Here is a 26785-nt window from a genome sequence, read left to right on the forward strand (position 1 = left end):
ATGAGTACCGACGATAAACGCATCCGCGAATTTGCCTATCAGATCTGGGAATCGGAAGGAAAACCCGTGGGCCATGAAGCCCGGCACTGGGAGATGGCTCGAAAACTGGCAGAAGCCGAAGCCCTCGCTCCCAGCAAATCGCCCAAGGCGGCCAGCAGCAAAGCGGCAGGCACCAAGCCTGCCGCCAGCAAAACAGCCAACGGCAAGGCTGGCGAGCCGAAAACCAAAGCCAAGGCGAAACCGGCCGCTGCGGCAAAGGTGATCCCTCCCGGCGAAAAATCCACCGAGAAGAAACCTCGCGCAGCGCGTAAACCGCCTGCGGTCTGACGCTTCCCGGCATTGTCCTGACTGACCTTGTGGCGAGCGCCCTCTCGCCACCGTGGGCACGTTCGCCCCCGAAAAACCTGTAGGAGCGAGGCTTGCCCGCGAAGGCGGTGTGTCATTCAACATTCGAATCGACTGACACGCCGTCTTCGCGGGCAAGCCTCGCTCCTACAGGGGATTCCCCCAATTGCAGGAGCATCTATGACCAGTCCAAAAAAAGCCGCGCCAGAACCTCAAGCCGAGGCTTCGCGAATCCGGGAAGGCCTGCCCTTCCCGCTGGGCGCCACCTGGGATGGTCTGGGGGTCAACTTCGCCTTGTTCTCCGCCAACGCGACCAGGGTCGAACTGTGCATCTTCGATGACGCCGGCGAAGTTGAACTGGAGCGTATCGAACTGCCGGAATACACCGACGAGATCTACCACGGCTACCTCCCCGACGCTCATCCGGGGCTGATCTACGGCTACCGTGTTTATGGCCCGTATGACCCGGCCAACGGCCATCGCTTTAATCACAACAAACTGTTGATCGACCCCTACGCCAAACAACTGGTCGGCCAGTTGAAATGGTCCGAAGCGCTATTCGGCTACACCATCGGCCATCCCGACGCCGACCTCAGTTTTGACGAACGCGATAGCGCGCCGTTTGTACCGAAATGCAAGGTGATCGACCCGGCGCACACCTGGGGCCACGACCACCGCGTCAGCGTGCCGTGGGACAAAACCATCATTTACGAAACTCACGTGCGCGGCTTCAGCATGCGTCACCCATCCGTCCCCGAGAACGTGCGTGGCACCTTCGCCGGGTTGATGGTCGATGACATGCTGGAACACATCCGCAAGCTCGGTGTATCGACCGTGGAATTGCTGCCGATTCACGCGTTCGTGAATGACCAGCACTTGTTGCACAAAGGCATGACCAATTACTGGGGCTACAACAGCATTGCGTTTTTCGCCCCGGACCCGCGCTACCTGGCCAGCGGCAAGATCGCCGAGTTCAAGGAAATGGTCGCGCACCTGCACGAAGCCAATCTGGAGGTGATTCTCGACGTGGTGTACAACCACACCGCCGAGGGCAACGAACAGGGCCCGACCCTGTCGATGCGCGGCATCGACAACGCCTCGTATTACCGCTTGATGCCCGACGACAAGCGCTTCTACATCAACGATTCCGGCACCGGCAACACCCTGGACCTGAGTCACCCGTGCGTGCTGCAAATGGTCACTGACTCCCTGCGTTACTGGGCGTCGGAAATGCACGTGGACGGGTTCCGCTTCGACCTGGCGACTATTCTCGGGCGCTACCACGACGGTTTCGATGAACGTCACAGCTTCCTCGTTGCCTGCCGCCAGGACCCTGTACTGCGCCAGGTGAAAATGATTGCCGAACCGTGGGACATTGGTCCCGGTGGTTATCAGGTCGGTCGCTTTCCACCGGGCTGGGTCGAATGGAACGACAAATTCCGCGACACCGTGCGCGCGTTCTGGAAAGGCGACGACGGCCAACTCGCCGACTTCGCCAGCCGGATGACTGCCTCCGGTGAAATGTTCAATCAGCGTGGTCGGCGGCCCTACTCGTCGGTGAACTTCGTCACCGCTCACGACGGCTTCACCCTCAACGACCTGGTGTCGTACAACGAAAAACACAACGAAGCCAACGACGAGAACAACCAGGACGGCAGCAACAACAATCTGTCCTGGAACCACGGCGTCGAAGGCCCGACTGACGATCCCGAGATCAACGCGCTCCGCCAGCGGCAGATGCGCAACTTCTTCGCCACCCTGCTGCTGTCCCAGGGCACGCCGATGCTGGTGGCCGGTGACGAGTTCGCCCGCACCCAGGACGGCAACAACAACGCCTATTGCCAGGACAGTGAAATCGGCTGGGTCAATTGGGACCTGAGCGAAGATGGCAAGGCGTTGCTGAAGTTCGTCAAACGCCTGATCAAGTTGCGCCTGGCCTACCCGATCCTGCGACGCGGTCGCTTTCTTGTGGGCAATTACAACGAGGACATCGGCGTCAAGGACGTCACTTGGCTGGCGCCGGATGGCAGCGAGATGAGCACCGAACAATGGGAGGAATCCCACGGCAAATGCCTCGGCATGTTGCTTGATGGTCGAGCCCAGGAAACCGGGATTCGTCGCAAGGGCGGTGACGCCACCTTGTTACTGGTGGTCAACGCGCACCACGACATCGTCAACTTCACCTTGCCGCAAGTGCCGGATGGCAGGTTCTGGACCTGCATGGTCGACACCAATCAGCCATCGATCCGCGGTCAGGAGCGCTTTGAGTTCGGCCACGAATATTCGGTCACCGGCCGATCGCTGCTGCTGTTCGAATTGCAGCGTGAAGAAGAAGAATGAAGTGAAACTACGGGCGTTTCTACATTGCCAGGCAGCGGCCGGACACTGGAGCGACTCCAGCGAAAACTGCGCGACCTGGCACAGCCCGGAGAAAAATATGTACCGGTGGGAACATCGACGCGACGAATAGCGTGACTTGAGCAATACTCTGCTCGCGGCAATCCAGGGTTCGGAGAGCGGCACATTGCTATCAATTAGAACAAGGACGTAGCCCGATGAAATCCGTTTCCATCAGCGACAGCAGCCTTACTGCACAGATCTGGAACAACGCGCCTCAGCTCGACAACATTTCCGTTATCAACACCCAGACCCTGGTCCCGCCCGGAGCCCGCGCCGTGGTGATCGCGCCGCATCCCGGCGATGAAGTAGTGACCTGCGGCGGACTACTGCAATTACTCAGCGCTCTGGGCCATCCCCTGCAATTGATCTCGATCACCGACGGCAGCGCCAGCCATCCGGGGTCACAGCAATGGTCGGAGAAACGCCTCAGCGTGTTTCGCCCCCAGGAAAGCGTCGAAGCCTTGCGCCGCCTCGGTTTGCCGATGCACAGTCTGAAGTGGATTCGCGGCGGGTTCACCGACAACGCCCTGGCCGAGCGTGAACTTCAGTTGACTCAATTCATCGCGCGGTACTTGCGGCCTGGTGATGTGGTGTTCAGCACCTGGTGCGAGGACGGCAATGTCGACCACGACGTCGTCGGCCGCGCCAGTGCCAAAGCCGCCGCCTCGGTCGGTGCAGCGTTCAACGAAGTGCCCGTCTGGGCGTGGCATTGGCCCACGCGTGATCGAGGGCTGATCCCGTGGCACCGCGCCCGCAAGGTTCGCCTCGACACCTGGACCGTCGCGCGCAAAAGCCACGCCACCCACGCCTACGCCAGCCAGCTCGACGGCGAACCCGCCATCGGTATCGCCCCGCTGCTGCCCCGGGTGCTGCTGGAACGCATGCGGTTGCCCTATGAAATAGTCTTCGTCTAAACCAACACCCCCCGTAGGAGCCGGCTTGCCGGCGATGAGGCCCTTGAACCTTGCGCTAATCTTGAAGACGCCATCGCCGGCAAGCCAGCTCCTACAGGTTTGTGTCGATCACCCGCTCGAAATTGCCCTCATCCCTGTAGGAGCCAGCTTGCTGGCGATGAGGCCCTTGAACCTTGCGCTAATCTTGCGGACGCCATCGCCGGCAAGCCGGCTCCTACAGGTTTGTGTCGATCACACGCTCGAAATTGCCCCCACCCCTGTAGGAGCCAGCTTGCTGGCGATGAGGCCCTCGAACCTTGCACTAATCTTGAAGACGCCATCACTGGCAAGTCGGCCCCCTGCAAATGCTTAAACTGAACTGCCCGCCCCCGCATCAGTCGCATACATAAGCAAGCCTGATTCAGAGGAGTCAAAGTGACCAGCGATTCCAAGCACCAGACCATCGAATCGACGCCATTGAACACGCCGCCGGCGATTCATCGACTCAGAGTGCTGACGGTCAACACCCACAAGGGCTTCACCGCGTTCAACCGACGCTTCATCCTTCCGGAACTGCGTGAAGCGGTACGCAGTACGTCCGCCGACCTGGTGTTCCTGCAGGAAGTCGTCGGTGAACACGAACGCCATTCTTCCCGCCTCAACAACTGGCCGCAGACCTCGCAATACGAGTTCCTGGCCGACAGCATGTGGAGCGATTTCGCCTACGGCCGCAATGCGGTCTACCCCGACGGTCACCACGGTAACGCGCTGCTGTCAAAATACCCGATCCGCGAATACCGCAACCTCGACGTCTCGATCACCGGCCCCGAGCGTCGCGGTCTGCTGCATTGCCTGCTCGACGTACCGGGCCACGCCGAAGTCCACGCGATTTGCGTGCACCTGAGCTTGCTGGAAAGTCATCGCCAGTTGCAGCTTCAGTTACTCTGCCAACTGCTTGAGTCTTTACCCGACGATGCACCGGTGATCATCGCCGGCGACTTCAACGACTGGCAGCTACAAGGCAACGCCGCCCTCGCCCGCCACGACTACCTGCACGAAGCCTTCGAGCGCCACCATGGTCGCCCGGCAAAAACCTATCCAGCAAGGTTTCCGTTACTGCGACTGGACCGGATCTATCTGCGCAATGCCAGCAGCCATGAGCCGCGGATATTGGGCAGCAAGCCGTGGACGCATCTGTCGGATCATTTGCCGTTGGCGGTGGAAGTGCGCCTTTAGTGTTTCAGGCATGATCCGGCAGGCATCATTGATATTGACAGTAATGCTCTGCGGGATGCGATCGCAAATCTCGCCGTTCACATCGACTTTCTTACCGACCGTCGGCTGCTCAAACGCCTCTGGCACAGCACTTCCACGATGATTTTTCGTACAAACAAGAACTTAGATAAGCGCCAAAAAACAATCAGTTGCATTGGCTAAATTGGCCATACCGCTCATCGTTCATTTTCTTGACGCAGCGCCATCAGTCTTCTTGACTTCACGTTACTACCCCCGGAAGTACCACCCGGAGCAACCCCCCAGACACCCGTCAGAACGGGCCGCCAGCGGCTTGCCCCAATTCATTCGGTCGCCCCTCAATCAGGGGTAGGAGAGACGCCAGAGCGAGATACCGCATGCGACTGCAAGGTAGACCTCCATGAAAACTTCATTCACCCCACATGAGATCAAAGTTACTTTTTGCACGGTCTCGAGTTCACTCTTGCTGTGCTCATCCATGGAAGTGCAGGCTTCGCCTGCAGAGGAAGAAACAACCCCCTGGTATGACCAGGAGGTTCCGGTGCTCTCCTTGCCTGCGCTCGCTACAAACTACCCCGGCCGCTTCAGCGCCAAGCCTGATTTGCGAAGTTCACACCTGACCATCGAAGACGCTGCGCCCTCGGCCTGGGATCAGCTCTATGGACAGGCGTCGCGCCAGGCACAAACCGATTATCTGTCCCAGGGATTCAGCATTCCTGGCGCCAACGAATTCAAAGGCCCGGCGATCCTCACCCTGCAAAGCGGTAGCGGCCATACCCAGCAGGTGGGGCTGATCGGCGGGATGAACCAGTTTCAAGGCAACAGCAACGGCCTGCTGACCGGTCGCGCTCTTGCCGACCCCGACACCGACACCCTCAACCTGCAAGGCCAGAGCCTCGGCGCCTACTACAGCCTGACCGGCCCACAGGGCTGGCACGTCGACTTGACGGCCAGTGGCGGTCGGGTCAACGGCTTCAGCCGTAATGAACAGGGCGCCCGACAAGCCACCGAAGGCAGCGCAGTCACCTTCTCGGTGGAAGGTGGCTTTCCGATTGGCCTGGGCGACAACTGGGTAGTCGAACCCCAGGCGCAGTTGATCAATCAGCGCATCACCCTGGACACCCCGTACGCCGGTTCCGGCAATGCGTCTTCCAGCGACCTGACATCCTGGAGCGGCCGAGTCGGTGCACGGTTGAAAGGTAGCTACGACATCAACGGCCTCGGGGTCGAACCGTATGTGCGGACCAACTTGTGGCACACGGTGTACACCGGCAATACCGTGACCCTGGATCAGGTCGACAAGATAAGCACCAGCCGCTATTCATCGACGGTCGAAGTGGGTTTGGGCCTGGTGGCCAGAGTGACACCCGCTGTAAGCCTGTATGTCAGCGCGGATTACAGCAGCAGTGTGGATGAAAATGATTTGAATGGGCTGATTGGCAGTTTGGGTGTGCGGATGCGTTGGTGAAAACACCTGATTCACCTGTTACTTCTTACAGTAGGCAGGCGATTGATGGTCGTGCATTGTGATGGGCAGTTCACTTTGATCAAGGCCAGCAGGGATGCCAACCGGAGCTTCGTCATACGCGCATACCGGCACGCCGACCTTGGTGGTGTCGGATGCGCGTGGCCTGTTGCTCAGGACAGTGCAGTTTCATCGGCGGGAGGCAGCCGACCCGGTTGACACACGGGTGACCCAGCAAGCCTTCGATGCGGTGGGTCGATTGATGGCCAGTCGTGATCCGTATCTGTTCGATCTGGCTCACACCGATGCATCGGCCCCTTTTAACCTGAGCCAAGTGACGAGCCTGTCAGGTGGCGCATTGATGACCGACAGCGTGGATGCCGGATGGCGCGTTGTGTTGCCAGGTGACGCCGGGCAGCCTTTGGAGCACTGGGACGGTCGCGGCAGCCATTCGCTGACCGAGTACGATGAACTGCTGCGCCCGGTGGCCGTGCATGAATATGGTCGGGAAGTGGCCGAGCACACGCTGGAGCGCTTTACCTATGCCGATGCCAGCGGGGAATCTGCGGCGCGCAACCTGTGTGGCCAACCGATCCGTCACGATGACCCGGCCGGCACCGTTCATATTGGTAACCTGAGTATCACCAGCAATGTGCTGAGCCACACGCGGAAGTTTTTGACCGGCACCGATGCGCCCGATTGGCCGGCCGACGTTGCCGGGCGGGATGCGCTACTCGAACTAGGAGACGGCGCGACCACGGCTTACACCTTTGCACCCGGCAGCGAACTGCTCAGCCAGACTGACGCCTTCGGCAATGTTCAAGCCTTTGCTTACACCCTCGCCGGCCAGCTGGAAAACACTCGGCTAACCCTGGCGGGCGACGGACAGGTCGAGAAGTTGCTGGTCCACGATATCCGCTACAACGTCATTGGCCAGATCGAAGCGGAAACCGCCGGCAACGGCGTCATCACCCGCCACCGTTACGACGAAGCCAACGGCCGACTGATCGAACTGAGCGCCCACAAAGCCGATGGCACGCCGCTGCAAGACCTGAATTACTGCTACGACGCCGCGGGCAATGTGCTGAGCATCGTGGACGCCGCGCAACCGATCCGCTACTTCGCCAACCAGAGCATCTTGCCGCTCAAGACCTACTGCTACGACACGCTTTATCAGTTGATCGAAGCCACGGGCTGTGAAGCCAAAACCGGATCCGGCGGCCCCGCCCTGCCCGATTTTCAATCCCTGCCGCTCGCCCCGAGCCAGATCGCCAACTACACACAAACCTTTTATTACGACGCGGGCGGCAATCTGCTGGACCTGGTACACGTCGGCGCGCAAGCCCATGGCCGCACCTTGACTCGAGCGCGCTACAGCAACCGGTGTTTGCCCGAGCGCGACAACCGGCCGCCGACCGAGGAAGAACTGGTCAACGGCTTCGATGCCTACGGTAATCTGCGAGAACTGCAAGCCGGCCAATCACTGATCTGGGACTTGCGTAACCAGCTGCGGGAGGTGCGGCCGGTCGTGCGCAAGGACAAAGAAGACGACTGCGAATGCTACCTCTACGACGGCGGCGGCCAACGGGTGCGCAAAGTGCATTCCAGCCAGACCAATGCGCGCAGCGTGATCCGTGAAGTGCGCTACCTGCCCGGTGTGGAGGTCCGCAGTCACAGCGGCACTGGTGAAATCCTCCACGTCATCACCGCCAACGCCGGCAGCAACAGCGTGCAGGTGCTGCACTGGGTGTCGGAACCACCCGATCAAATGACTCAGGATCAGGTGCGTTACAGCCTCAACGACCACCTGAAGTCCAGCGCATTGGAACTGGACCAGCATGCCAACCTGATCAGTCAGGAATGCTATTACTCGTTTGGCGGCACGGCGTGTTGGGCAGGTCGAAACGTAACCGAGGCCAAGTACAAAACCGTGCGCTACTCCGGCAAGGAGCGGGATGCGACAGGGCTTTATTATTATGGGTTCCGCTATTACGCGCCGTGGTTGCAGCACTGGATCAATCCGGACCCGGCGGGACCAATCGACGGTCTCAACTATTACTGCATGGTCAGCAATAACCCGATTATCTTAATGGACGTACTGGGAGAGAAAGGTGAGAAATACAACGATGAAGATTTAAGCAACTTCAAAAAAGAGCTTGAAGAATCCACCACAATAACAAGCGCCATCAAAGACAATAAAGAAATACAAAAAATTCTTAAAAAAATAGACAAAACAAAATCGATATCTAAACCCGAGCATTATGGGAAATTTGCAAAAAGAATAATTCTGCTTCGCGCCGAGCTAAAAAATGAAAGAAAAAATCTTGGCCCGGATATTTATAGAATGGCCGACGAACTTTTCCAATCTGCATTAGGTTTTAATCCTACGACTAGTAGCTCTTACGTAGCCTGGAAGGCACCTGCTTTCAATTTGTTTGAAGGGGCAGGTTGGAGCGCCCCCCACTCTTCAAGAGCTAACAGGCCGAGTAGCACCCAAGGAACACAGCCGGGACCGCAGCAATCTGAATCAAACCATCGCACTGGGACATTCCATTCGCGCGATAGCCAGAGACCAACGGAAAATTCGTTTATAACTCCCATAACGTTGCCATCGCAAACGGATGAAAAAATCGTCAAGGGATACAGCATGGCGATCGAGATCATCAATAATAAAAATAACATCCTCGCTATTTTCCCTGACGAAGACGAAAGCAGTAGGAATAGAAAATTCAGGGACATCGCACTACTTATTCATCCAGACAAACTAAAACTGGAGGAAGTGCCTGAAGTTGAAAAAACGGCCGGTGAAGCCTTTAAGATTATTTCAAATTGGAAAGAGAACGGATATCCCGGAGCGACAACACGTCGTCGATAGTCCCGATGCCATAAGCCCCCTTTCCTACAGATCACCCTCTGCAGGAAAGGGCCTGCCTACAATCAACGTTCCCTGATCACCCCTCCGGCCGCAACATCAACACCGCCAACGGCGGCAAATTCAGCACCAAGGAAAGCGCCTGCCCATGGCTCGCCTCTTCCTCGGTAGACGCCCCGCCGCTGTTCCCGTAATTCGACCCGGCATACGTCGCCGCGTCACTGTTGATCACCTCAGTCCAGCGCCCCGCAAACGGCACGCCAATGCGATAAGCCTGGCGCGGCACCGGCGTAAAGTTGGCCACCACCAACACCGGCCGCCCATCCTTGCTCCAGCGCAGGAACGCGTAAACGCTGTTGATCGCGTCATCGCCGATCAGCCACTGGAACCCTTGCGGCACGTCGTCCTGCTCATGCAGCGCCGGTTCTTCGCGGTACAACCGATTCAGGTCTCCGACCAATGTCTTCACACCTTGGTGTTCCGGATACTGCAGCAAGTACCAATCCAGCTGCTGATCATGATCCCACTCGCGCCACTGGCCAAACTCGCAGCCCATGAACAACAGTTTCTTGCCCGGATGCGCCCACATGAAGCTCAGGTACGCGCGCAGGTTGGCGAATTTCTGCCAGCGGTCGCCGGGCATTTTGTCGATCAGCGAGTGCTTGCCGTGGACCACTTCGTCGTGGGAGATCGGCAGGATAAAACGCTCGGACCAGGCATACACAAGGCCGAAACTCAGTTCGTTGTGATGGTGTGCGCGGTACACCGGATCCTGCTGGATGTAATGCAGCGAATCGTGCATCCAGCCCATGTTCCATTTGTAATCGAAACCCAGGCCGCCCTGTTGCGTGCTCTGGCTCACGCCTGGCCACGCGGTGGACTCTTCGGCGATCACCAGTGCGCCAGGGGCTTCGAGGTTGACCACGTCGTTGAGGTGACGCAGGAAGTCGATCGCTTCAAGGTTCTCCCGCCCGCCGTGACGGTTCGGCACCCATTCGCCGGCCTTGCGCGAGTAATCGCGATACAGCATCGACGCCACCGCATCGACGCGCAGGCCATCGACATGGAAATGCTTGAGCCAGTGCAACCCCGACGCCAGCATGTAGCCGTGCACTTCGGTGCGGCCGAGGTTGTAGATCAGCGTGTCCCAATCCTGGTGAAAACCTTCCAGCGGGTTGCCGTATTCGTACAGCGCGGTGCCGTCGAATTGCGCCAGGCCGTGGACATCGGTCGGGAAATGCGCCGGCACCCAATCGAGGATGACGCCGATGTCGGCCAGGTGACAGGCGTTGACGAACGCGGCGAAGTCATCCGGTGAACCGTAGCGTGCACTCGGGGCAAATTGCGAGAGCAGTTGATAGCCCCACGAACCGCCGAACGGGTGCTCCATGATCGGCATCAGCTCAATGTGGGTGAAGCCCAGATCCTTGACGTACGGGATCAACCGTTCACCCAGTTCGTGCCAGGTGTACTGGCGCGCGACTTCGCCCAGATCGTCCAGTTCGCACTGCCAAGAGCCTGCGTGCAACTCGTAGATCGACAGCGGCGCGCTCGGTTGTGAACGCTCGACGCGTGCCTGCATCCACGCGTGATCCTGCCATTCGATGCTCAGGGGTGAGGCGACTTTCGACGCGGTGTCCGGCGGCAGCGCGGTGGCCAGGGCCATCGGATCGGCCTTGAGCGGCAGAATGCCGTGGGCGCCGAGGATCTCGTACTTGTAAGCCTCGCCTGCCTGCATGCGCGGGATGAACACTTCCCAGACGCCGGTCGGGTGACGCGAGCGCATCGGGTGGCGACGCCCATCCCAGTTATTGAAATCGCCGACCACCGACACCCGTCTGGCGTTGGGTGCCCACACGGCGAAACGCACGCCGTCGACGCCGTCGACGTTTTTCAGCTGCGCACCGAGGCAACTGCTCAAGTCGCGGTGATTGCCCTCGGCGAACAGGTACAAATCCATTTCACCGAGCAACGGGCCGAAGCTGTATGGGTCCTCGGACACCTGTTCCCCGCCGGCCCAACGGGTGCGCAGCACGTACGGCTGCGCGTGCTCGAAATGCCCGACAAACAACCCCGGCGTCTGGGTGGCTTCCAGACTGCCGAGCTCTTCGCCGGAGTCCTTGGCCAGCACCTGCACGCTCAACGCGTCAGGCAGATAAGCCCGAATGAATTGCCCGCCAGCACCATCGCCATGGGGGCCGAGGATTGCAAAGGGGTCGTGATGTTCAGCGCGTACCAGCGCATCGATGTCCCGGGATCTGGGCAGTAATGCCTCTCTAGCGTGACCCTGTTCCTTGTTCGAGAAACTCATGACTACTCTCCACCAAGATCGGAAAAGGGTTTAAGCCCACTCAATAATCCATATAAACCGTGCAACGGCACGGGCAACCAGGTGGGCCGATTCTCTGCCTCATAGGCCACCTCATACGCCGCTTTCTCCAGACCGAACAACGCCAGCGCGGCGTCCTCGCCTTCCGGATCTTGCCACGCATGAGCAAGACTAGCTGCCGCCAGCCGATAAGCGTCGACAAATGCCTGTCGCGCTTCACTTAAATAGCGATCGGCAACGCGCTGACGAGCCGCCTGCACATCGCTGGTGTGATCAGCGTTGTGCACGTTGATCGTCATCGCCGCAGCGTAGTCGAAGGAACGCAACACGCCGCTGACATCTTTGTACGGGCTGTGTTTGCCGCGACGTTCGGCCAGTGGCCGCGCCGGTTCGCCTTCGAAGTCGATCAGGTACGCATCACCCTTGATCACCAGCACCTGCCCGAGATGCAAGTCGCCGTGGACGCGAATCCGCAGGCCGCCAACCGCTTTTTTACCCAGTTCCTGGACGTGGCCGAGGATGGCTTTTTTGTTGTCCTGTAAACGGCTGACCAGGGTTTTGTCCGCCGGGTTCAGTTCACTTTGATGCTGTTTGAGCAACTTCAGCGCGTGCTCCAGTTGCGCCGCGACATCCTTGGCCGAGGCCAGGGCGTCTTTTTGCGTAGTGACGTGCGGGGCGAAGTCCGGGTCGTCGGTAGACACCGCCAGCACCAAGTGCATTTCGCCCAGGCGCTGGCCTAACATGCCGGCGAAGTCTTTCAATTCGCCGAGGGCGTTGTAATGCTGCTCCTGCTCGGACATGGCGTCGGCCAGTTCATCGCGCAGCGCCCGTTCGAGGTTGTTCTGCGTCCATTCCCACGCATCGCCCTGATTGCTCAAATAGCCTTGGGCGATCATCAGCAGATTGTCTTCGCCCTTGGCGTCGCGGCGAACCACCGAACCCAGCAGCGGCGAGATATTGGCAAAGCCTGCGTTGGTCAGGCAGGCGCTCATTTCCAGTTCAGGGTGCACGCCCGAGGCGATCTTGCGGATCAGCTTCAGCACCATGGTTTTGCCCACCACCACCGAACTGTTGGACTGTTCGGCGGACAGGTAACGCACTTGCGATTCCGCCGTCAGCCCCAGGCCGGCCAGTGCGGCAGTCGGCTCGAAACGGATTTCGCCGCCATCGGAAGGCAACACTGTGTTGTCCTGCATGGCTGACAGCACAGCGCGGATGAAGTGCTCGAGGCTGAAGGCATCGGTGATCAATCCGACCTGAGGTCCGCGTCGCACGCGCGACAACGCCAGTTGCTGCGGCAATGCCGGCCCGACCTGATCGTCCGCAATGAAGCCGAAAGGCAACTGGTAACGACTGATCTGGCCGCCGCTGGTGACTTCGATTTCACTCAACAGCACCGGATGCTGCGCATCACCGAAACGCACGCCGTAGGCCAGATTGACCTTGTTGATGGCCGCGTCCTTGCCGGCGAACCAGCGCCGATTCTGCAACCAGTTTGGCAAGATGCCCTGCTCCAGCGTGTCACGGGACGGCGCTTCGAGCAGTTCCTCCATGCGTTTCTTCAGCACCAGCGTGGTGAAGTCCGGCAGGCTTTGCGCCGGTTCGACGTGCCAGCTTGGCATTTGGTTTTCGGCGGCCAGTACAAACCAATAGAAGCCGTACGGTGCCAGGGTCAGGAGGAAATTCAATTGCCCAATCGGTGGGAACGCATTCCCGCCGAGCATCTCCACCGGCACCATGCCGACGTAGGCCGACAGGTCGAGCTCTGCCGCTTGGGCGCTGCGGGACACGTTGGCCACGCACAGGATGATTTCGTGCTTGCCGTCGGCCCCGGTGAATTCACGGGTGTAGGCCAGAATCCGGCGGTTGCTCGGCGACAGCATTTTCAGGGTGCCACGGCCGAAGGCCTTGGACTGCTTGCGCACCGCGAGCATGCGGCGGGTCCAGTTCAGCAGCGAATGCGGGTCGCCGGCCTGGGTTTCGACGTTGACCGACAGGTAACCGTATTGCGGGTCCATGATCGGCGGCAGCACCAGGCTCGCCGGGTCGGCGCGGGAAAACCCGCCGTTACGGTCGATCGACCATTGCATCGGCGTACGCACGCCATCGCGATCACCGAGGTAGATGTTGTCGCCCATGCCGATTTCATCGCCGTAATACAGCGTCGGTGTGCCGGGCATCGACAGCAACAGGCTATTTAGCAATTCGACGCGACGACGATCACGCTCCATCAGCGGCGCGAGGCGACGGCGAATCCCCAGGTTGATCCGCGCGCGACGGTCGGCGGCGTAGTAATTCCACAGATAATCGCGCTCCTTGTCGGTGACCATTTCCAGGGTCAGCTCATCGTGGTTGCGCAGGAAAATCGCCCACTGACAATTGGCCGGGATTTCCGGGGTCTGACGCAGAATGTCGGTGATCGGGAAACGGTCTTCCTGGGCCAGCGCCATGTACATCCGCGGCATCAGCGGGAAGTGAAAGGCCATGTGGCATTCGTCACCGTTCAGGCCTTTTTTATCGGTGTCACCAAAGTACAACTGGGTGTCTTCCGGCCATTGGTTGGCTTCGGCCAGCAGCATGCGGTCGGGATAATTGGCGTCGATTTCGGCGCGGATCTGCTTGAGGACATCGTGGGTCTCGGGCAGGTTCTCGTTGTTGGTGCCATCGCGCTCAATGAGGTACGGAATCGCATCCAGACGCAAACCGTCGATGCCCATGTCCAGCCAGTAGCGCATCACCGAAAGCACGGCTTTCATGACCTGCGGGTTATCGAAGTTCAGGTCCGGCTGGTGGGAATAGAAGCGGTGCCAGAAGTACTGGCCGGCGACCGGGTCCCAGGTCCAGTTGGATTTCTCGGTGTCGAGAAAAATGATGCGGGTGCCGTCGTACTTTTGATCGTCATCGGACCAGACGTAAAAGTCCCGCGCGGCCGAGCCGGGCTTGGCTTTGCGCGCACGCTGGAACCACGCGTGCTGGTCCGAGGTGTGATTGATGACCAGTTCGGTAATCACTCGCAAGCCACGTTTGTGCGCTTCGGAGATAAAGCGTTTGGCGTCGGCCATGGTGCCGTAATCGGGATGCACGCCACGGTATTCGGCAATGTCGTAACCGTCATCGCGTCGTGGCGACGGGTAAAACGGCAGGAGCCAGATGGTGTTGACGCCGAGGTCGGCAATGTAATCGAGTTTGGCGATAAGGCCGGGAAAGTCGCCGATCCCGTCATTGTTGGAGTCGAAAAAAGACTTAACGTGAACCTGATAGATCACCGCATCCTTGTACCAGAGCGGGTCCTTGATAAAAGTGGCTGCCTTGGGCTTCTTCGCCATTTGAAACTCCTGTTGAGTTCGAGAAGGTCGCTGGGCCGTACACAATCCTCCGACGCGATGATTCCCCTGTAGGAGCCGGCTTGCTGGCGATAGCGCAATTGCATTCAACAGTTCCGTTGACTGACCCGCCGCCATCGCCAGCAAGCCGGCTCCTACAGATCCTGCGTTTAGACGGTGATGCGCCAGATCCCGAACGGCTGATGCGCCGGGTCGATCCGCATGAACTGGTACTTGCCGTGCCAGGTCCAGCGATGCCCGTTCATCAAATCCTCACCCTGGGTGCTGGCGTCGTCGGGCAAACCCATTTCCCACAGCGGCAATTCGAAGTTCGCTTCCTGAACGTTGTGCGGATCGAGGCTGACGGCCACCAGAATGAAATTGCTGCCATCGGCGCTGCGCTTGCCGAAATACAGAATGTTGTCATTCCAGGCGTTGTAGACCCTTAGCCCCAAATGCGTGTGCAGAGCCGGGTTTTGCCGACGAATGCGATTGAGCTGCGCGATCTCGGCGATGATGTTGCCGGGCGCATTGAAGTCCCTTGGGCGAATCTCGTACTTCTCGGAATCGAGGTATTCCTCCTTCCCCGGCACAGGCGCGGATTCACAGAGTTCGAACCCGGAATACATGCCCCACAACCCGGAGCCCATGGTCGCCAGCGCCGCACGGATAAGAAAACCGGCGCGCCCCGACTCATGCAGAAACGCCGGATTGATGTCTGGCGTATTGACGAAAAAATTCGGCCGGTAGCATTCGCGCCACGGCGATTCGTTGAGCTCGGTGAAGTACGTCGACAGTTCATGCTTGGTGTTGCGCCAGGTGAAGTAGGTGTAGCTCTGCGAATAACCCACTTTGCCCAGGCGTGCCATCATCGCCGGCGTGGTAAAGGCTTCGGCGAGGAAAATCACCTCCGGGTATAGCGCCCGCACATCGGCGATCAGCCACTGCCAGAATGGCAACGGTTTGGTGTGTGGGTTGTCGACGCGAAAGATCTTCACGCCTTCCTCGACCCAGCCGACCACGATGTCGCGCAACTCGACCCACAGGCTGGGGATCGCCTCGACGGCATAGAAATCGACGTTGACGATGTCTTGGTATTTCTTCGGAGGGTTCTCGGCGTATTTGATCGTGCCGTCCGGGCGCCAGTTGAACCAGCCGGGGCGCTGTTTGAGCCACGGGTGATCCTGGGAACACTGGATGGCAAAGTCGAGTGCGATTTCCAGGCCATGGTCAGCCGCTGCAGCCACCAGCTGACGGAAGTCTTCGCGGGTGCCCAATTCCTTATGAATCGCCTCATGCCCGCCCTCTTCACTGCCAATGGCATAGGGGCTGCCCGGATCGTCGGGGCCAGCGGTGAGCGAGTTGTTCGGGCCTTTGCGGTAGCTGCGCCCGATCGGGTGGATCGGCGGAAAGTACAGCACGTCGAACCCCATGTCCTGGATCATTGGCAACCGCGAATGCACGTCGTTGAAGGTGCCGTGACGGGCCGGGTCATCGGTGATCGAACGCGGGAACAACTCATACCAACTGGCAAACTGTGCGAGTTCGCGTTCGACATCCAGCGGATACTCGGCGCTCAGGCTCAAATAAGCGTGGTGATCGGCCTCGGCCATCAGGTCCGCGCTACGCTGGTGCAAAAACAGTGCGACCTGCTCGGTTTCGAGCAACCCGGACAATTCATGGTGCAGCGCGGCCAGCGCTTCGCTGAGTGGTCCTTCGGTGCGCTCGGCCGCCTGCTGGACCTGATTGCGCCCCTCCTGCAACTCAAGACTGACCGGCACTCGGGCCGTGTACTTTTTTTCCAGCTCATAACAGAAGCTGGCGAACTGATCGACCCAGGCTTCGATGCAGAACACATAACGGCCCTGGCGGTCGACGCGGAACTGGCCTTGATAACCGTTGTTGCCCAACTCGCCCATGACTTCGCTCTGCCAGACATCATCGTCGGCAGCATGCCAGCGGACCCGGACGGCCAGTTTGTCATGACCGTCGGCGAAGACTTTGCTGGTCACCACCACGTCTTGCCCCACCACCGCTTTAACGGCGAATTGCCCGCCATCGAGGGTCGGCATGGTGTTTTCGATGGCGATGCGCGGCAGCAGTAACGCCTGCGACAGCGGCATATGAGGGTTGTAGTTGAGCTCTGTGGGTTTTTCAGCAGTCATCGAGCATCTCTCCTTCACGCCCCATGGACGCTCTTGTACCTGGTCGTCATTCGCGCAAGGCCAGCGGCCCCGGAATGAACTCACTTAAGTTCCGAGCGACGGGCGCCGGTAAAAGTTCACGGGGATTTGCCTGGGTATCCGGTGGAATCAATTCCTGCACGAAGTGGTCAACACACTTAAGCACGACTTGCGCCATGTGCCACTGGAGGCTTCAACGATGAGTATTCCAATCCCGGCAGAAACGCCAGATCCGAACATCGACAGTCCGACCATTCCGCCGACTGAACCGCAGCCTGTACCCGAGCAGGACCCGCCAGGGACCACACCACCACCGAGGGAAGATCCCCCGGAAACGATGCCGCCGGTGATCGTCGGGCCGGAGGCTTAGGGAGAGATCATTAACTGCGTCGTAGCAGTAACAATCTTGAAGCCAATCTATTGGCCATGAAGCACGGGCTTGGAATCAGTCTGCGAGGAACGTCCAACAAAAATATACCGCTCGTCGCAATATCCAACGCTGCCCAACTCAAATATCAAAACAATGCCCGCAGACGTTCAGGAAGCGTACTACAAGCGTCCTCAGACTATTTATCCAATAATGAGCCAATACATAGTCTCGGACCATATAACAACAGGCTGCAACGTGCGGAATTTCCTCGCTTTTCCCCAAACAACAATACTGTTTAACCATTAAGTTGACACTCGCACAATACGTCGCCCATCACGAAAGACTCTTTACCAAAGCTCGTATGAAGTCTCCTACAATGAAAAAAATTCAAATTTGCAACACACCGCTCAACGAGTTAGAAATTGTTCGTCACTTACTAAACGGTGACTTCTTTCCTAGACGGAGTTTGAAAATGAAAATTGAAAACTTGACCGAAACAATCTTCAGCTTCAAAAAAGAATTTGGTGGCGATTCGTTCTCACACATTGCTGGCGGATCCGGCGGTGCAGGTGGTTGCGGAGGAAGTGGAGGCTGTGGTGGTGGCGGTGGTTGTAGCGGTGGAAGCGGTGGCTCTGGCGGTTCTGGCGGCAATGCAGTTACTTCCGACGTCAAGAATGAGCACTCAAAACAATAAGACTTTATATTAAAGGGAGACGAGGTCTTTCCGCCCCGAAATGGAAAGGCCTCGACAGGGAAAGACATGAAACTTAGCATACAGAACTATAACCTTCTGAATTTTGACTGTGACCACATCGTCATCTCTCAAAAAGGGGTGTCGCGCATAAACTCACCTTCACTACTAGAGGTAATTAGAAGGCTAAACAATAGAAGCAGCATAACTGACATTGAGCTTTCTGGCTTGTTCAGCGAACACAATCTAGATCAAGAAGATGCATACAAATCCCTTGAAGGGATAATCGACATAAAAACAGAGAAAGATGCTTTTTATTTTAAAAAAATCATAATAGCTCATGACTGGGATGATACCGCTCAATTTGAATCTTTTGTACTAGACGAACTACCAAGCTCGACAAGCCTCTGCAAAATATCTGAACTGGAACAAAGAATAACTGGAGACGCTTGCAACTATATTATATTGGCTTGCAACAATTACGAGTATAACGATTTAAAGAAAACCTATTTTCAGATCACATCTAATCACCCAGAAAATGCAATCAGCATCTGTTATTCAAATGGAGACAATTATGTAATAGGGCAACCCTACTTTCCAAAAATAGGAAGCCCTTGTCATTTCTGCTCGATAGACAGGCTAATTAATCATGAGACGTACAAACCAAGCAAAAATACTTGGTCGGGCCTTTTGAGTTTTTGTAAAAATAAACACATACCCATTCCGACACCGCGCCACTCCCTATATCAGAAATGTTTAATTATCGGCGCAATTATACAGAAAATAAAACTCATAACAGGTTCAAATGGTATTTGCCGATTCCAAGACAATATACTTCAGGAAACCAACCTATCCCTTAGTAATGGACATATATCAGAATCATTAATTTCACACTGGTGTATGTGTGACTGCTTAAAGGTTAACGCATGAAAAATATTCCGCATGACTATTACCTTAGATTTTTGGATCCTATTGTTCACGAGCAGGTCTTGGACTTCCACAGCAAAGGAAATTATGTAATTCATGAGGCTTTCAAAAATTCAACCGCCCTGCATTCTATTGAAGCTAAATATATGGCCGAATTAACAGGGAACGAGCTCAAGCTTTATCCAGATTTGGATATATGCATACCATTAAAAACAACCGAAAAATCCGACCACCTACATAGAAATGATTCGTGCGAGTCATTCATCAACCAAAACATAGATTTCAGCATAATAGAAAAACTAGTAAGCCCACTTACCGCAAAAAATAGAACTAGTTATAAACGAGGATACCCAAGCGGCGGCGCCCTTTATCCAATAGAAGTATTTGTTTGCTCGTTAATGGATGAAGAATCAACCTGGCCATGTCCGGAAAAAATTTTGCATCTATTGCCGCAATCTGCAAAATTCGAAATCATGCAAAATACGGAATGCACAAAAGACCTACGCACCTCAATGCTCTCCGCACCAGGAAATATTGGCTCACCTAGCCTGGCAATCATTTATGCTGCCTATATTCCAAAAACAATGTTTAAGTATCGATATCGCGGATACCGTTTGGCCCTAATGGAGGCAGGATCCATATATATGCTGATCGAGTTACAGGCAAAAAAACTTAAACTACGAAGCCGTCTATGGTCGGCTTATACAGATACGATGGTATGCAAAGCCATTGGATTGAATCCTGCTATCTTCCTGCCTCTATGCGTACATTTTGTAGGTAAAGCAAAATGAATATTCACAATCAAAACAATACTTCATCGCTACCGAACTCAATTGTATATCAGCCATCATGCCTTACTTCTATACCAACATCAGCAGAAACTAATGATTCATGGGGGAACGGCGGGTCGGGCATTGGCACCGGATCCGAAGCGATACGAGCCGCACTAGGTGAATATTTTGAAAGACGGCATTTTTACATGGAAGTCATGCCTGACTTGACAGGCCGCCTTGACCTTTCCATGTTTAAGACAGAATGCCGTGATTTTTGCAAGGCCCTCTATCAAACATGTGAAGGCAATAAACCACTGGATGACATCTTGAACCATCAGTTCCAATTATCTGAAGTTTACCGAGCTAGCGATTTTTCACAATGCCATGTGCCAACTGCCTGTATATCTCTGAGTGCGCATAAAACTGAAAGCGACAGCACAATATACCCTTTACGAGACACATGTGGTTGCAGCTTCCACTGGGACCCTATGATCGCTATATTTGGTTCGTTAAAGGAGCAACTCGAAAGACAATTTCTGACAAAATTCTGGCTTACAAAGAAATGTCGAATAATAATACCTATAAAAATAGCGACCGCAAAACTAAAAAATGCACACTCAGCGAAGCTGTATCGGTATCTCGTACTGGCTGGGGACACGACCGTTATCGATATTACCGACCCTTCGTTTCCTGGAGCTTGCGTACTCATCGTTTATGGAAGCGCGGCCAAAAATAGAAATGTCAAATACTGCGCAGGAATGGCATATGCAGCCAGCGTTGAAGAGGCGCTGGACAAATCGATTCGTGAGTTATGGCAAACATTTCGATTTATAGATTTATTCAGTTCTACCAACAGCGAGCAAAAAGAAATAGAAGACCCCTACCTAAGACACTTTTTAAACTGCAACAATTATCAAACCTACCAAGAAATAACCACAACACTACAATGCCATGAATCAGCGCCAAGTCACAAAGAACACTTTAACGCACCGAGCCTGTTAAAAGCGCTCGAAACCCAGGGTATTGCTGGCTTTATCTATATAAAACCTATAACAATTGAAAGCTCCAACTATTTTGCCAGCAAGTACTTATCACCCGACTTATTTCTACACATGAATAACTCAAAAAATATAAATATTCGCAACCGCTACTCAGATTCATTTTTTCATGAAATCGATGACGCTCGTAAAAATGTTATGGTTCCATTCCCCTGAGAAGAATAAATCATGCCAGATCACAAAGTTAAACGCGCAATTGGACTTGGTTTGATTTTCATAAAAGAACAAGCTAAGGAGCCGACTGCTTTTTTTTGGACCATCTTGTCTCCTGCGGCATTATTCTATCTACTAAACTACTCCAGAGGAAATACACCGCCATACAACACTGATTATATCGAAGCCACATCCTGGTTTTATGCTTACATCTCCTCAAGTGTAGCTTTTTTTGGTTTCTCGTTTTATATAATCGGCCGGAGGGAAAGTGGGTTTATCAGATCGTTTATATACAAATTTGAGTCGCGAGTCGTGTTCCTGCTAGGACAGTTTTTTGCGTACTCGCTCATATCAATACTTTATTGCGCGACGTTTTACTGCCTCACACGACCAGCGTTTGGATCATTATTCATTGAAGAGATATTATTTATTTCTGGTAGATTTTATCTTTGCTTTTTGCTATTCAGCATACCGGGGCTTTTATTAACGCTGCCGCCCATTACATTCCAAAATGCAAATACTCTTTTTTCAATCGCTGCATTTTCAATGCTGATTCTTGGAATTTATGGGGCTAGTAGCTCCTTGTCAGACATATCAAGCATCATCCGACGCATAAACCCCTTAGCCATGGCAAACAATATCCTTTTACAGGGAGTGACAGATAACAAAGCATTAACATTTACAATAGTCATTGTATTTACGGGCACCCTACTATCAACTTTTCGGCTCTTGAGAATAAATCCAGTATGGAGCAGATATTGATGAGCTCATTGATAGTTACCAACCTTTCCTTCAGCTACAAGAACACTCCCATATTCGCCAATGCATCATTAACCGTGAACTCAGGTTCTATCATAGGGCTGCTCGGCCCAAACGGCAGTGGAAAAACTACCTTTTTTGATATTTTATGCGGGCTAACAAATATAAAAAATATCGAAATAGTCAGCACATTCAAAAACCAATTATATTTATCTCAATCCCTCAGCACTCCACACTCTTTGCGCATGTTTGATATTTTCAAAATGACCACCCTCCTGTGCTCATCAGAAATTCTCAGCCAACAGAAAGCCGTTGAAAAACTTCAAGCGTGGAGCCCTGAAATTATCGAACGTTACACTGCAATATGGAACAAAAAATCCTCGATTTGCAGTTATGGAGAGAAACGTTGGTTCTTCACGCTGACTTTGCTTGCTCTAAATGCAGATCTAGTTATTTTGGATGAACCAAGCGCAGGAGTTGACGCAGAGTTTCGCCACTATATATGGAAGTGCCTGAGAGGTGCAGCACGAGAAGGTGTGGCAATACTGGTCTCTTCGCATAATATCGAAGAAATCGCCGCTAATTGCGATCGCTTCTACATGATTACTGACCGTACGTTTAAGTCTTTTGAATCCGGAGAAGAATTCAAGAAGTATTACGATGCCACTAGCCTTGACGAAGCATTCATCTCGTCAGCAACCAGAGGAAGCTTCTAGGAGAGCCATTTATACGAAAGCTTGCAATTTACCACTTTTACGACGTGTGATTTTTATCGAGTAGCGTGAAGATCCGCCGGAAACGATGCCGCCAGTGATCGTCACTCCCGAATGATGCCCGCCGCGCCCCCTGTAGGAGCCGGCTTGCTGGCGATGGCGTCCGTACATTAAACATGGTGTTATCTGGACGACCGCTATCGTCGGAACGCCGCCCGCAGCAAGCCGGCTCCTACAGGACCGTGTCAGTCTTTGTTTTCGAGTAGCTTCACGATCCTCGGCATCACACTGAAAATCCCCAACGCCAGCAACGTACTGAACACCGCCGTCGCCTCACGCCCCAACCCGGCGGAAACACCAATCGCCGCCGTCATCCACAACCCGGCGGCGGTGGTCAGGCCTTTCACGTGGCCTTCATCACCGTCCTGGTTTTTCAGGATGGTCCCGGCACCGAGAAAACCGATCCCGGCGATCACGCCCTGCACCACGCGGCTCATGGCATCAGCCTGAGAACCGGACATTTGCGGCACCAGCACGAACAATGCGGCGCCAAGCGCGACCAACATGTGCGTTCGCACTCCGGCCGCCTTGCCCTTGTGTTCACGCTCGAATCCCAGAATCCCGCCCAAAATCGCCGCTATCAGCAATCTGACGGTAATTCGTGTCAGTTGTGAGGCGTCGCCGATGTCGGCGAACTCCGCTTGAAGCGTCACCCAAACCTCATGCCACCAGGCGTTCATGGCGCAATCCTTGTAGATGCTCGATAGAGGATGGACCGCGCCGACCATTAATCGGTTGCACAGAACGATGGCGGCCGCAGGTGCCCTAACAGTCAAGAATCCACAGAAAAAAGGACCTCTCCATGACTGTGCGTATCGAAAACCAGACCTGCTTCTTCATCACGCAGAACGGCGAAGAAATCCGTCTGTGCTCCGACGTCACCATCGTCACCGACGGCGCCAAAGCCATGTCGGCGGTAGACATCGACGGCCAGCGCATTTACATCACCGAAGCAGAAGCCGATGCATTGACCGTAGCAGGCGCAGTGGACGGTCGACGGCATTTGAAGGCCACCGACAGTGATTCGGTGATTTGACTGACCCGGATCAACATCACGCGCGGACGTCTGATATAGGCGCCCGCGCCCCGTCTTGACGGGTGCATCAACTTGTCGCAGGGTGCGGCTCAACGCTCATCTGATCCGCTTTTTATTGCGATACCTGAGTCTGTTATGCAAACAGATCGCCGCTCATAGTGCTCATGCCTGATGGAGGCTGATGAGCGAAAGACCATGAGCGAAAGAATCCCCGTCCGAACCGTAGAAACATTTGAACCTTCGCGTCCAAAGATGAAGGCCAAGTCCAGCGACAACCTGATCCACACCCGCAGCTTCACCGGCCTGTTCCGTACCCTGCGCCTGAGCGGTGCGGGATTTCTGTTCCTGCTGTTTTTCGGCACCGTGTGGTTGAACTGGGGTGGCCGTCAGGCTGTGCTCTGGGACCTTTCCGAAAGCAAATTCCACATCTTCGGCGCGACCTTCTGGCCGCAGGATTTCATTCTGTTGTCGGCACTGTTGATCATTGCCGCGTTCGGTCTGTTTGCGATCACCGTGTTTGCCGGCCGGGTCTGGTGCGGCTACACCTGCCCGCAGAGTTCCTGGACCTGGATCTTCATGTGGTGCGAGAAGATCACCGAAGGCGAGCGTAACCAGCGAATCAAGCTGCAAGCCGCGCCCTGGAGCGTGAACAAACTGATGCGTCGCTCGGCCAAACACACGCTGTGGCTGGCGATCAGTTTGCTGACGGGCCTGACGTTTGTCGGTTACTTCACGCCAATCCGCCCGCTGGCCGAAGAGTTGCTGACCTTGCAGATGGGCGGTGTCAGCCTGTTCTGGGTGCTGTTCTTCACCGGCGCGACCTACATCAACGCCGGTTGGCTGCGCGAAGCGGTGTGCATGCACATGTGTCCGTATGCACGGTTCCAGAGCGTGATGTTCGACAAAGACACGCTGACCATTTCCTACGATGTCGCCCGTGGCGAAAACCGTGGCCCGCGCAAGCGTGAGGTAAAACCTGCCGACGTCGGCCTCGGTGATTGCATCGATTGCCAACTGTGCGTGCAGGTCTGCCCGACCGGCATCGACATCCGCGATGGCTTGCAGATGGAATGCATCGGCTGCGCGGCGTGTATCGACGCCTGCGATTCGATCATGGACAAAATGGGCTATGCCCGTGGCCTGATCAGCTACACCTCGGAGCACGAGTTGCAAGGTGGCAAGACGCATCTGCTGCGGCCAAGGCTGATCGGCTACACCGCGGTGTTGCTGGTGATGATCGGCGCCCTCGCCCTCGCGTTGGTGGAGCGGCCGATGGTGTCGCTGGACGTCAGCAAGGACCGTGGTCTGTTCCGCGAGAACAGCCAGGGGCAGATCGAAAACATCTACAGCCTTAAAGTCATCAACAAGACCCAGCAACGTCAGGACTACCGCTTGACCCTGGTCGATGGCGACGGCTTCCAGTTGCAAGGCAAGACCGAACTGAGCCTGGCGCCGGGGGAAATCGTCGACGTGCCGGTGTCCGTGGCGATGACCACCGAACGGCCGAGCAGCAGCTCGCAGAGCATCAGTTTCAAGATCGTCGACAGCGATGAACCTGAGATTTATAGCGTGGCCAAAAGCCGGTTTGTTGCGCCGATGAACCGTTGATCCCTTAGACTGCATCGCCGGCAAGCCGGCTCCTACAGAATCGCGCAGACCTGTAGGAGCCGGCTTGCCGGCGAAGAAGGCCCCCCAATTTCTCTGAATACCGCAACCCCAGGGCACTCGATGAAACGCTACGAAAAATTCGCCGACGACATCGCTGAACTGATCCGCTCCGGCGTCCTCGGCCCCGGCCAGCGCGTGCCCTCGGTGCGCTACGCCAGCCAGACCTACGGTGTCAGCCCGTCCACGGTGTTCCAGGCCTATTACCTGTTGGAGCGCCGTGGCCTGATCCGCGCCCGCCCGCGTTCCGGCTACTTCGTCAACACCCATGCGCCGAGCCCGTTTTCAGAACCGGTGATCAGCAGTCAGGTCAACGAGTCCACCGAAGTCGACGTCAGCGAACTGGTGTTCTCGGTCCTCGACTCGATCAAAGACCCCAACACCGTGCCCTTCGGCTCGGCGTTCCCCAGCCCGACCCTGTTTCCGTTACAACGTTTGTCCCGCTCCCTGGCCAGCGCTGCCCGGGACATGGACCCGCGCATGGTCGTCACCGACATGTCGCCAGGCAACCCGCAACTGCGCCGACAAATAGCCCTGCGCTACATGGTCGGCGGCCTGATGCTGCCCATGGAAGAACTGCTGATCACCAACGGCGCCCTCGAAGCGCTCAACCTTTGCCTGCAAGCCGTCACCGAACCCGGCGACCTGGTGGCCATCGAAGCCCCGGCGTTCTACGCCTGCCTGCAAATCCTCGAACGGCTGAAACTCAAAGCCGTGGAAATCCCCGTGCACCCACGCGACGGCATCGACCTCGGCGTGCTCGCGCAAACCCTGGAACGCCACCCGATCAAGGCCTGCTGGTGCATGACCAGTTTCCAGAACCCCATGGGCGCCACCATGCCCGAGGCGAAGAAACAGGAACTGGTGGAGCTGTTGCGCAGCCATCAGGTGCCGCTGATCGAAGATGATGTCTACGCCGAGCTCTATTACGGGCAACAGGCACCGAAACCGGCCAAGGCGTTCGATACCGAAGGGTTGGTGATGCACTGCGGCTCGTTCGCCAAGAGCCTCGCCCCTGGTTATCGAATTGGCTGGGTGGCTGCCGGGCGCTATGCGCAGAAGATTGAGCGGTTGAAGTTGATGACCTCGCTGTGCGCGTCGATGCCGGCGCAGGCGGCGATTGCCGATTACCTGCAACATGGCGGCTATGACCGGCATCTGCGCAAACTGCGTTATGCCTTGGAAGAACAGCAGAGTGCGATGCTGGCGGCGATTGCGCGCTATTTCCCGGCGCAGACTCGCGTCAGCCAACCGGCCGGCGGGTATTTTTTGTGGCTGGAATTGCCGCCGCAGATGGATTCGTTGAAGTTGTTTCAGATGGCATTGGCGCAAGGTATCAGCATTGCGCCGGGGCCGATTTTTTCACCGGCGCAGCGGTTCAGGAATTGTATTCGGCTGAATTATGGCAGCCCTTGGGATGAGGCATCGGAGAAAGCGATGGAGACGTTGGGGCGGATTGTGCGGTCGTTTTGAAGGTTTGATAGTGTTTGGTCTATCGCCTTCGCGAGCAGGCTCG

Annotated in this window: 19 protein-coding genes; 15 read left to right on the top strand and 4 right to left on the bottom strand. The window is 55.9% G+C overall.

Translation table 11 applies throughout. From position 1 onward, the window contains the following. The 6 genes from ACYZUC_RS05470 (at position 1) to ACYZUC_RS05495 (ending at position 9232) form a co-directional block, all read left to right on the top strand. Complete coding sequence (locus tag ACYZUC_RS05470) at positions 1–327, top strand: DUF2934 domain-containing protein (RefSeq protein WP_461994149.1); 327 nt, start codon at positions 1–3, stop codon at positions 325–327. A 198-nt stretch (positions 328–525) separates the two neighbouring features. Further along, positions 526–2685: a glycogen debranching protein GlgX gene (gene glgX, locus ACYZUC_RS05475; protein ID WP_461994151.1), complete on the top strand. Its 2160-nt coding sequence runs from the start codon at positions 526–528 to the stop codon at positions 2683–2685. A gap of 215 nt (positions 2686–2900) precedes the next feature. Continuing rightward, positions 2901–3659, top strand: coding sequence for a PIG-L deacetylase family protein (locus ACYZUC_RS05480; protein ID WP_461994153.1), 759 nt, complete (start codon positions 2901–2903; stop codon positions 3657–3659). 414 nt (positions 3660–4073) lie between these two features. Continuing rightward, a complete protein-coding gene (locus tag ACYZUC_RS05485; protein ID WP_461994155.1) occupies positions 4074–4874 on the top strand; it encodes an endonuclease/exonuclease/phosphatase family protein in 801 nt (266 codons plus the stop codon). Positions 4875–5292: 418 nt separating this feature from the next. Beyond that, the gene (locus tag ACYZUC_RS05490) at positions 5293–6360 is read left to right on the top strand and encodes an autotransporter domain-containing protein (protein ID WP_461994157.1); all 1068 of its coding nucleotides are present in this window, start codon (positions 5293–5295) and stop codon (positions 6358–6360) included. Between the two features lie 94 nt (positions 6361–6454). Next, positions 6455–9232 (top strand): RHS repeat domain-containing protein, encoded by a 2778-nt coding sequence (locus tag ACYZUC_RS05495; RefSeq protein ID WP_461994159.1) that lies wholly within the window; start codon positions 6455–6457, stop codon positions 9230–9232. Positions 9233–9308: 76 nt separating this feature from the next. Here ACYZUC_RS05495 and glgB read toward each other — a convergent pair whose 3' ends face one another. The 3 genes from glgB to ACYZUC_RS05510 all read right to left on the bottom strand — a co-directional run bounded on the left by glgB (position 9309) and on the right by ACYZUC_RS05510 (position 17046). Next, positions 9309–11540, bottom strand: coding sequence for a 1,4-alpha-glucan branching protein GlgB (glgB, locus tag ACYZUC_RS05500; RefSeq protein WP_008035616.1), 2232 nt, complete (start codon positions 11538–11540; stop codon positions 9309–9311). A 2-nt stretch (positions 11541–11542) separates the two neighbouring features. After that, positions 11543–14884: a maltose alpha-D-glucosyltransferase gene (gene treS / locus ACYZUC_RS05505; RefSeq protein ID WP_461994161.1), complete on the bottom strand. Its 3342-nt coding sequence runs from the start codon at positions 14882–14884 to the stop codon at positions 11543–11545. Positions 14885–15051: 167 nt separating this feature from the next. Further along, positions 15052–17046: an alpha-1,4-glucan--maltose-1-phosphate maltosyltransferase gene (locus ACYZUC_RS05510; protein WP_461994163.1), complete on the bottom strand. Its 1995-nt coding sequence runs from the start codon at positions 17044–17046 to the stop codon at positions 15052–15054. A gap of 217 nt (positions 17047–17263) precedes the next feature. On the opposite strand from ACYZUC_RS05510, the gene ACYZUC_RS05515 reads away from it, so the two are divergent. The 6 genes from ACYZUC_RS05515 to ACYZUC_RS05540 all read left to right on the top strand — a co-directional run bounded on the left by ACYZUC_RS05515 (position 17264) and on the right by ACYZUC_RS05540 (position 22511). After that, positions 17264–17434: a hypothetical protein gene (locus tag ACYZUC_RS05515; protein WP_461994165.1), complete on the top strand. Its 171-nt coding sequence runs from the start codon at positions 17264–17266 to the stop codon at positions 17432–17434. A gap of 376 nt (positions 17435–17810) precedes the next feature. Further along, positions 17811–18128, top strand: a complete 318-nt coding sequence (locus ACYZUC_RS05520) for a hypothetical protein (RefSeq protein ID WP_461994167.1) — start codon at positions 17811–17813, stop codon at positions 18126–18128. Between the two features lie 66 nt (positions 18129–18194). Then, positions 18195–19055 carry an McbB family protein gene (locus ACYZUC_RS05525; protein WP_461994169.1) on the top strand — a complete coding sequence of 287 codons (861 nt, stop codon included), beginning with the start codon at positions 18195–18197 and terminating at the stop codon, positions 19053–19055. Continuing rightward, a complete protein-coding gene (locus ACYZUC_RS05530; protein WP_461994171.1) occupies positions 19052–19843 on the top strand; it encodes a SagB/ThcOx family dehydrogenase in 792 nt (263 codons plus the stop codon). The genes ACYZUC_RS05525 and ACYZUC_RS05530 overlap by 4 nt, the downstream gene beginning before the upstream one ends. Then, the gene (locus tag ACYZUC_RS05535; RefSeq protein WP_461994173.1) at positions 19840–21039 is read left to right on the top strand and encodes a YcaO-like family protein; all 1200 of its coding nucleotides are present in this window, start codon (positions 19840–19842) and stop codon (positions 21037–21039) included. The genes ACYZUC_RS05530 and ACYZUC_RS05535 overlap by 4 nt, the downstream gene beginning before the upstream one ends. Positions 21040–21797: 758 nt before the next feature. Next, a complete protein-coding gene (locus ACYZUC_RS05540; protein WP_461994175.1) occupies positions 21798–22511 on the top strand; it encodes an ATP-binding cassette domain-containing protein in 714 nt (237 codons plus the stop codon). Positions 22512–22753: 242 nt separating this feature from the next. Here the strand turns inward: ACYZUC_RS05540 and ACYZUC_RS05545 are convergent, their stop codons facing one another. Then, on the bottom strand, positions 22754–23248 hold the full coding sequence (locus ACYZUC_RS05545) for an MgtC/SapB family protein (RefSeq protein ID WP_207284273.1): 495 nt from the start codon (positions 23246–23248) through the stop codon (positions 22754–22756). Between the two features lie 122 nt (positions 23249–23370). On the opposite strand from ACYZUC_RS05545, the gene ACYZUC_RS05550 reads away from it, so the two are divergent. From ACYZUC_RS05550 to mapR, 3 genes are all read left to right on the top strand, one after another. Beyond that, a complete protein-coding gene (locus tag ACYZUC_RS05550) occupies positions 23371–23604 on the top strand; it encodes a DUF3203 family protein (protein WP_461994177.1) in 234 nt (77 codons plus the stop codon). Positions 23605–23799: 195 nt separating this feature from the next. Next, positions 23800–25212: a cytochrome c oxidase accessory protein CcoG gene (gene ccoG, locus ACYZUC_RS05555; protein WP_461994179.1), complete on the top strand. Its 1413-nt coding sequence runs from the start codon at positions 23800–23802 to the stop codon at positions 25210–25212. 120 nt (positions 25213–25332) lie between these two features. After that, positions 25333–26742 carry a GntR family transcriptional regulator MpaR gene (mapR, locus tag ACYZUC_RS05560; RefSeq protein WP_008041055.1) on the top strand — a complete coding sequence of 470 codons (1410 nt, stop codon included), beginning with the start codon at positions 25333–25335 and terminating at the stop codon, positions 26740–26742. The last annotated feature ends 43 nt before the right edge of the window (positions 26743–26785 follow it).

The sequence above is a fragment of the Pseudomonas sp. GT1P32 genome (assembly GCF_054897805.1).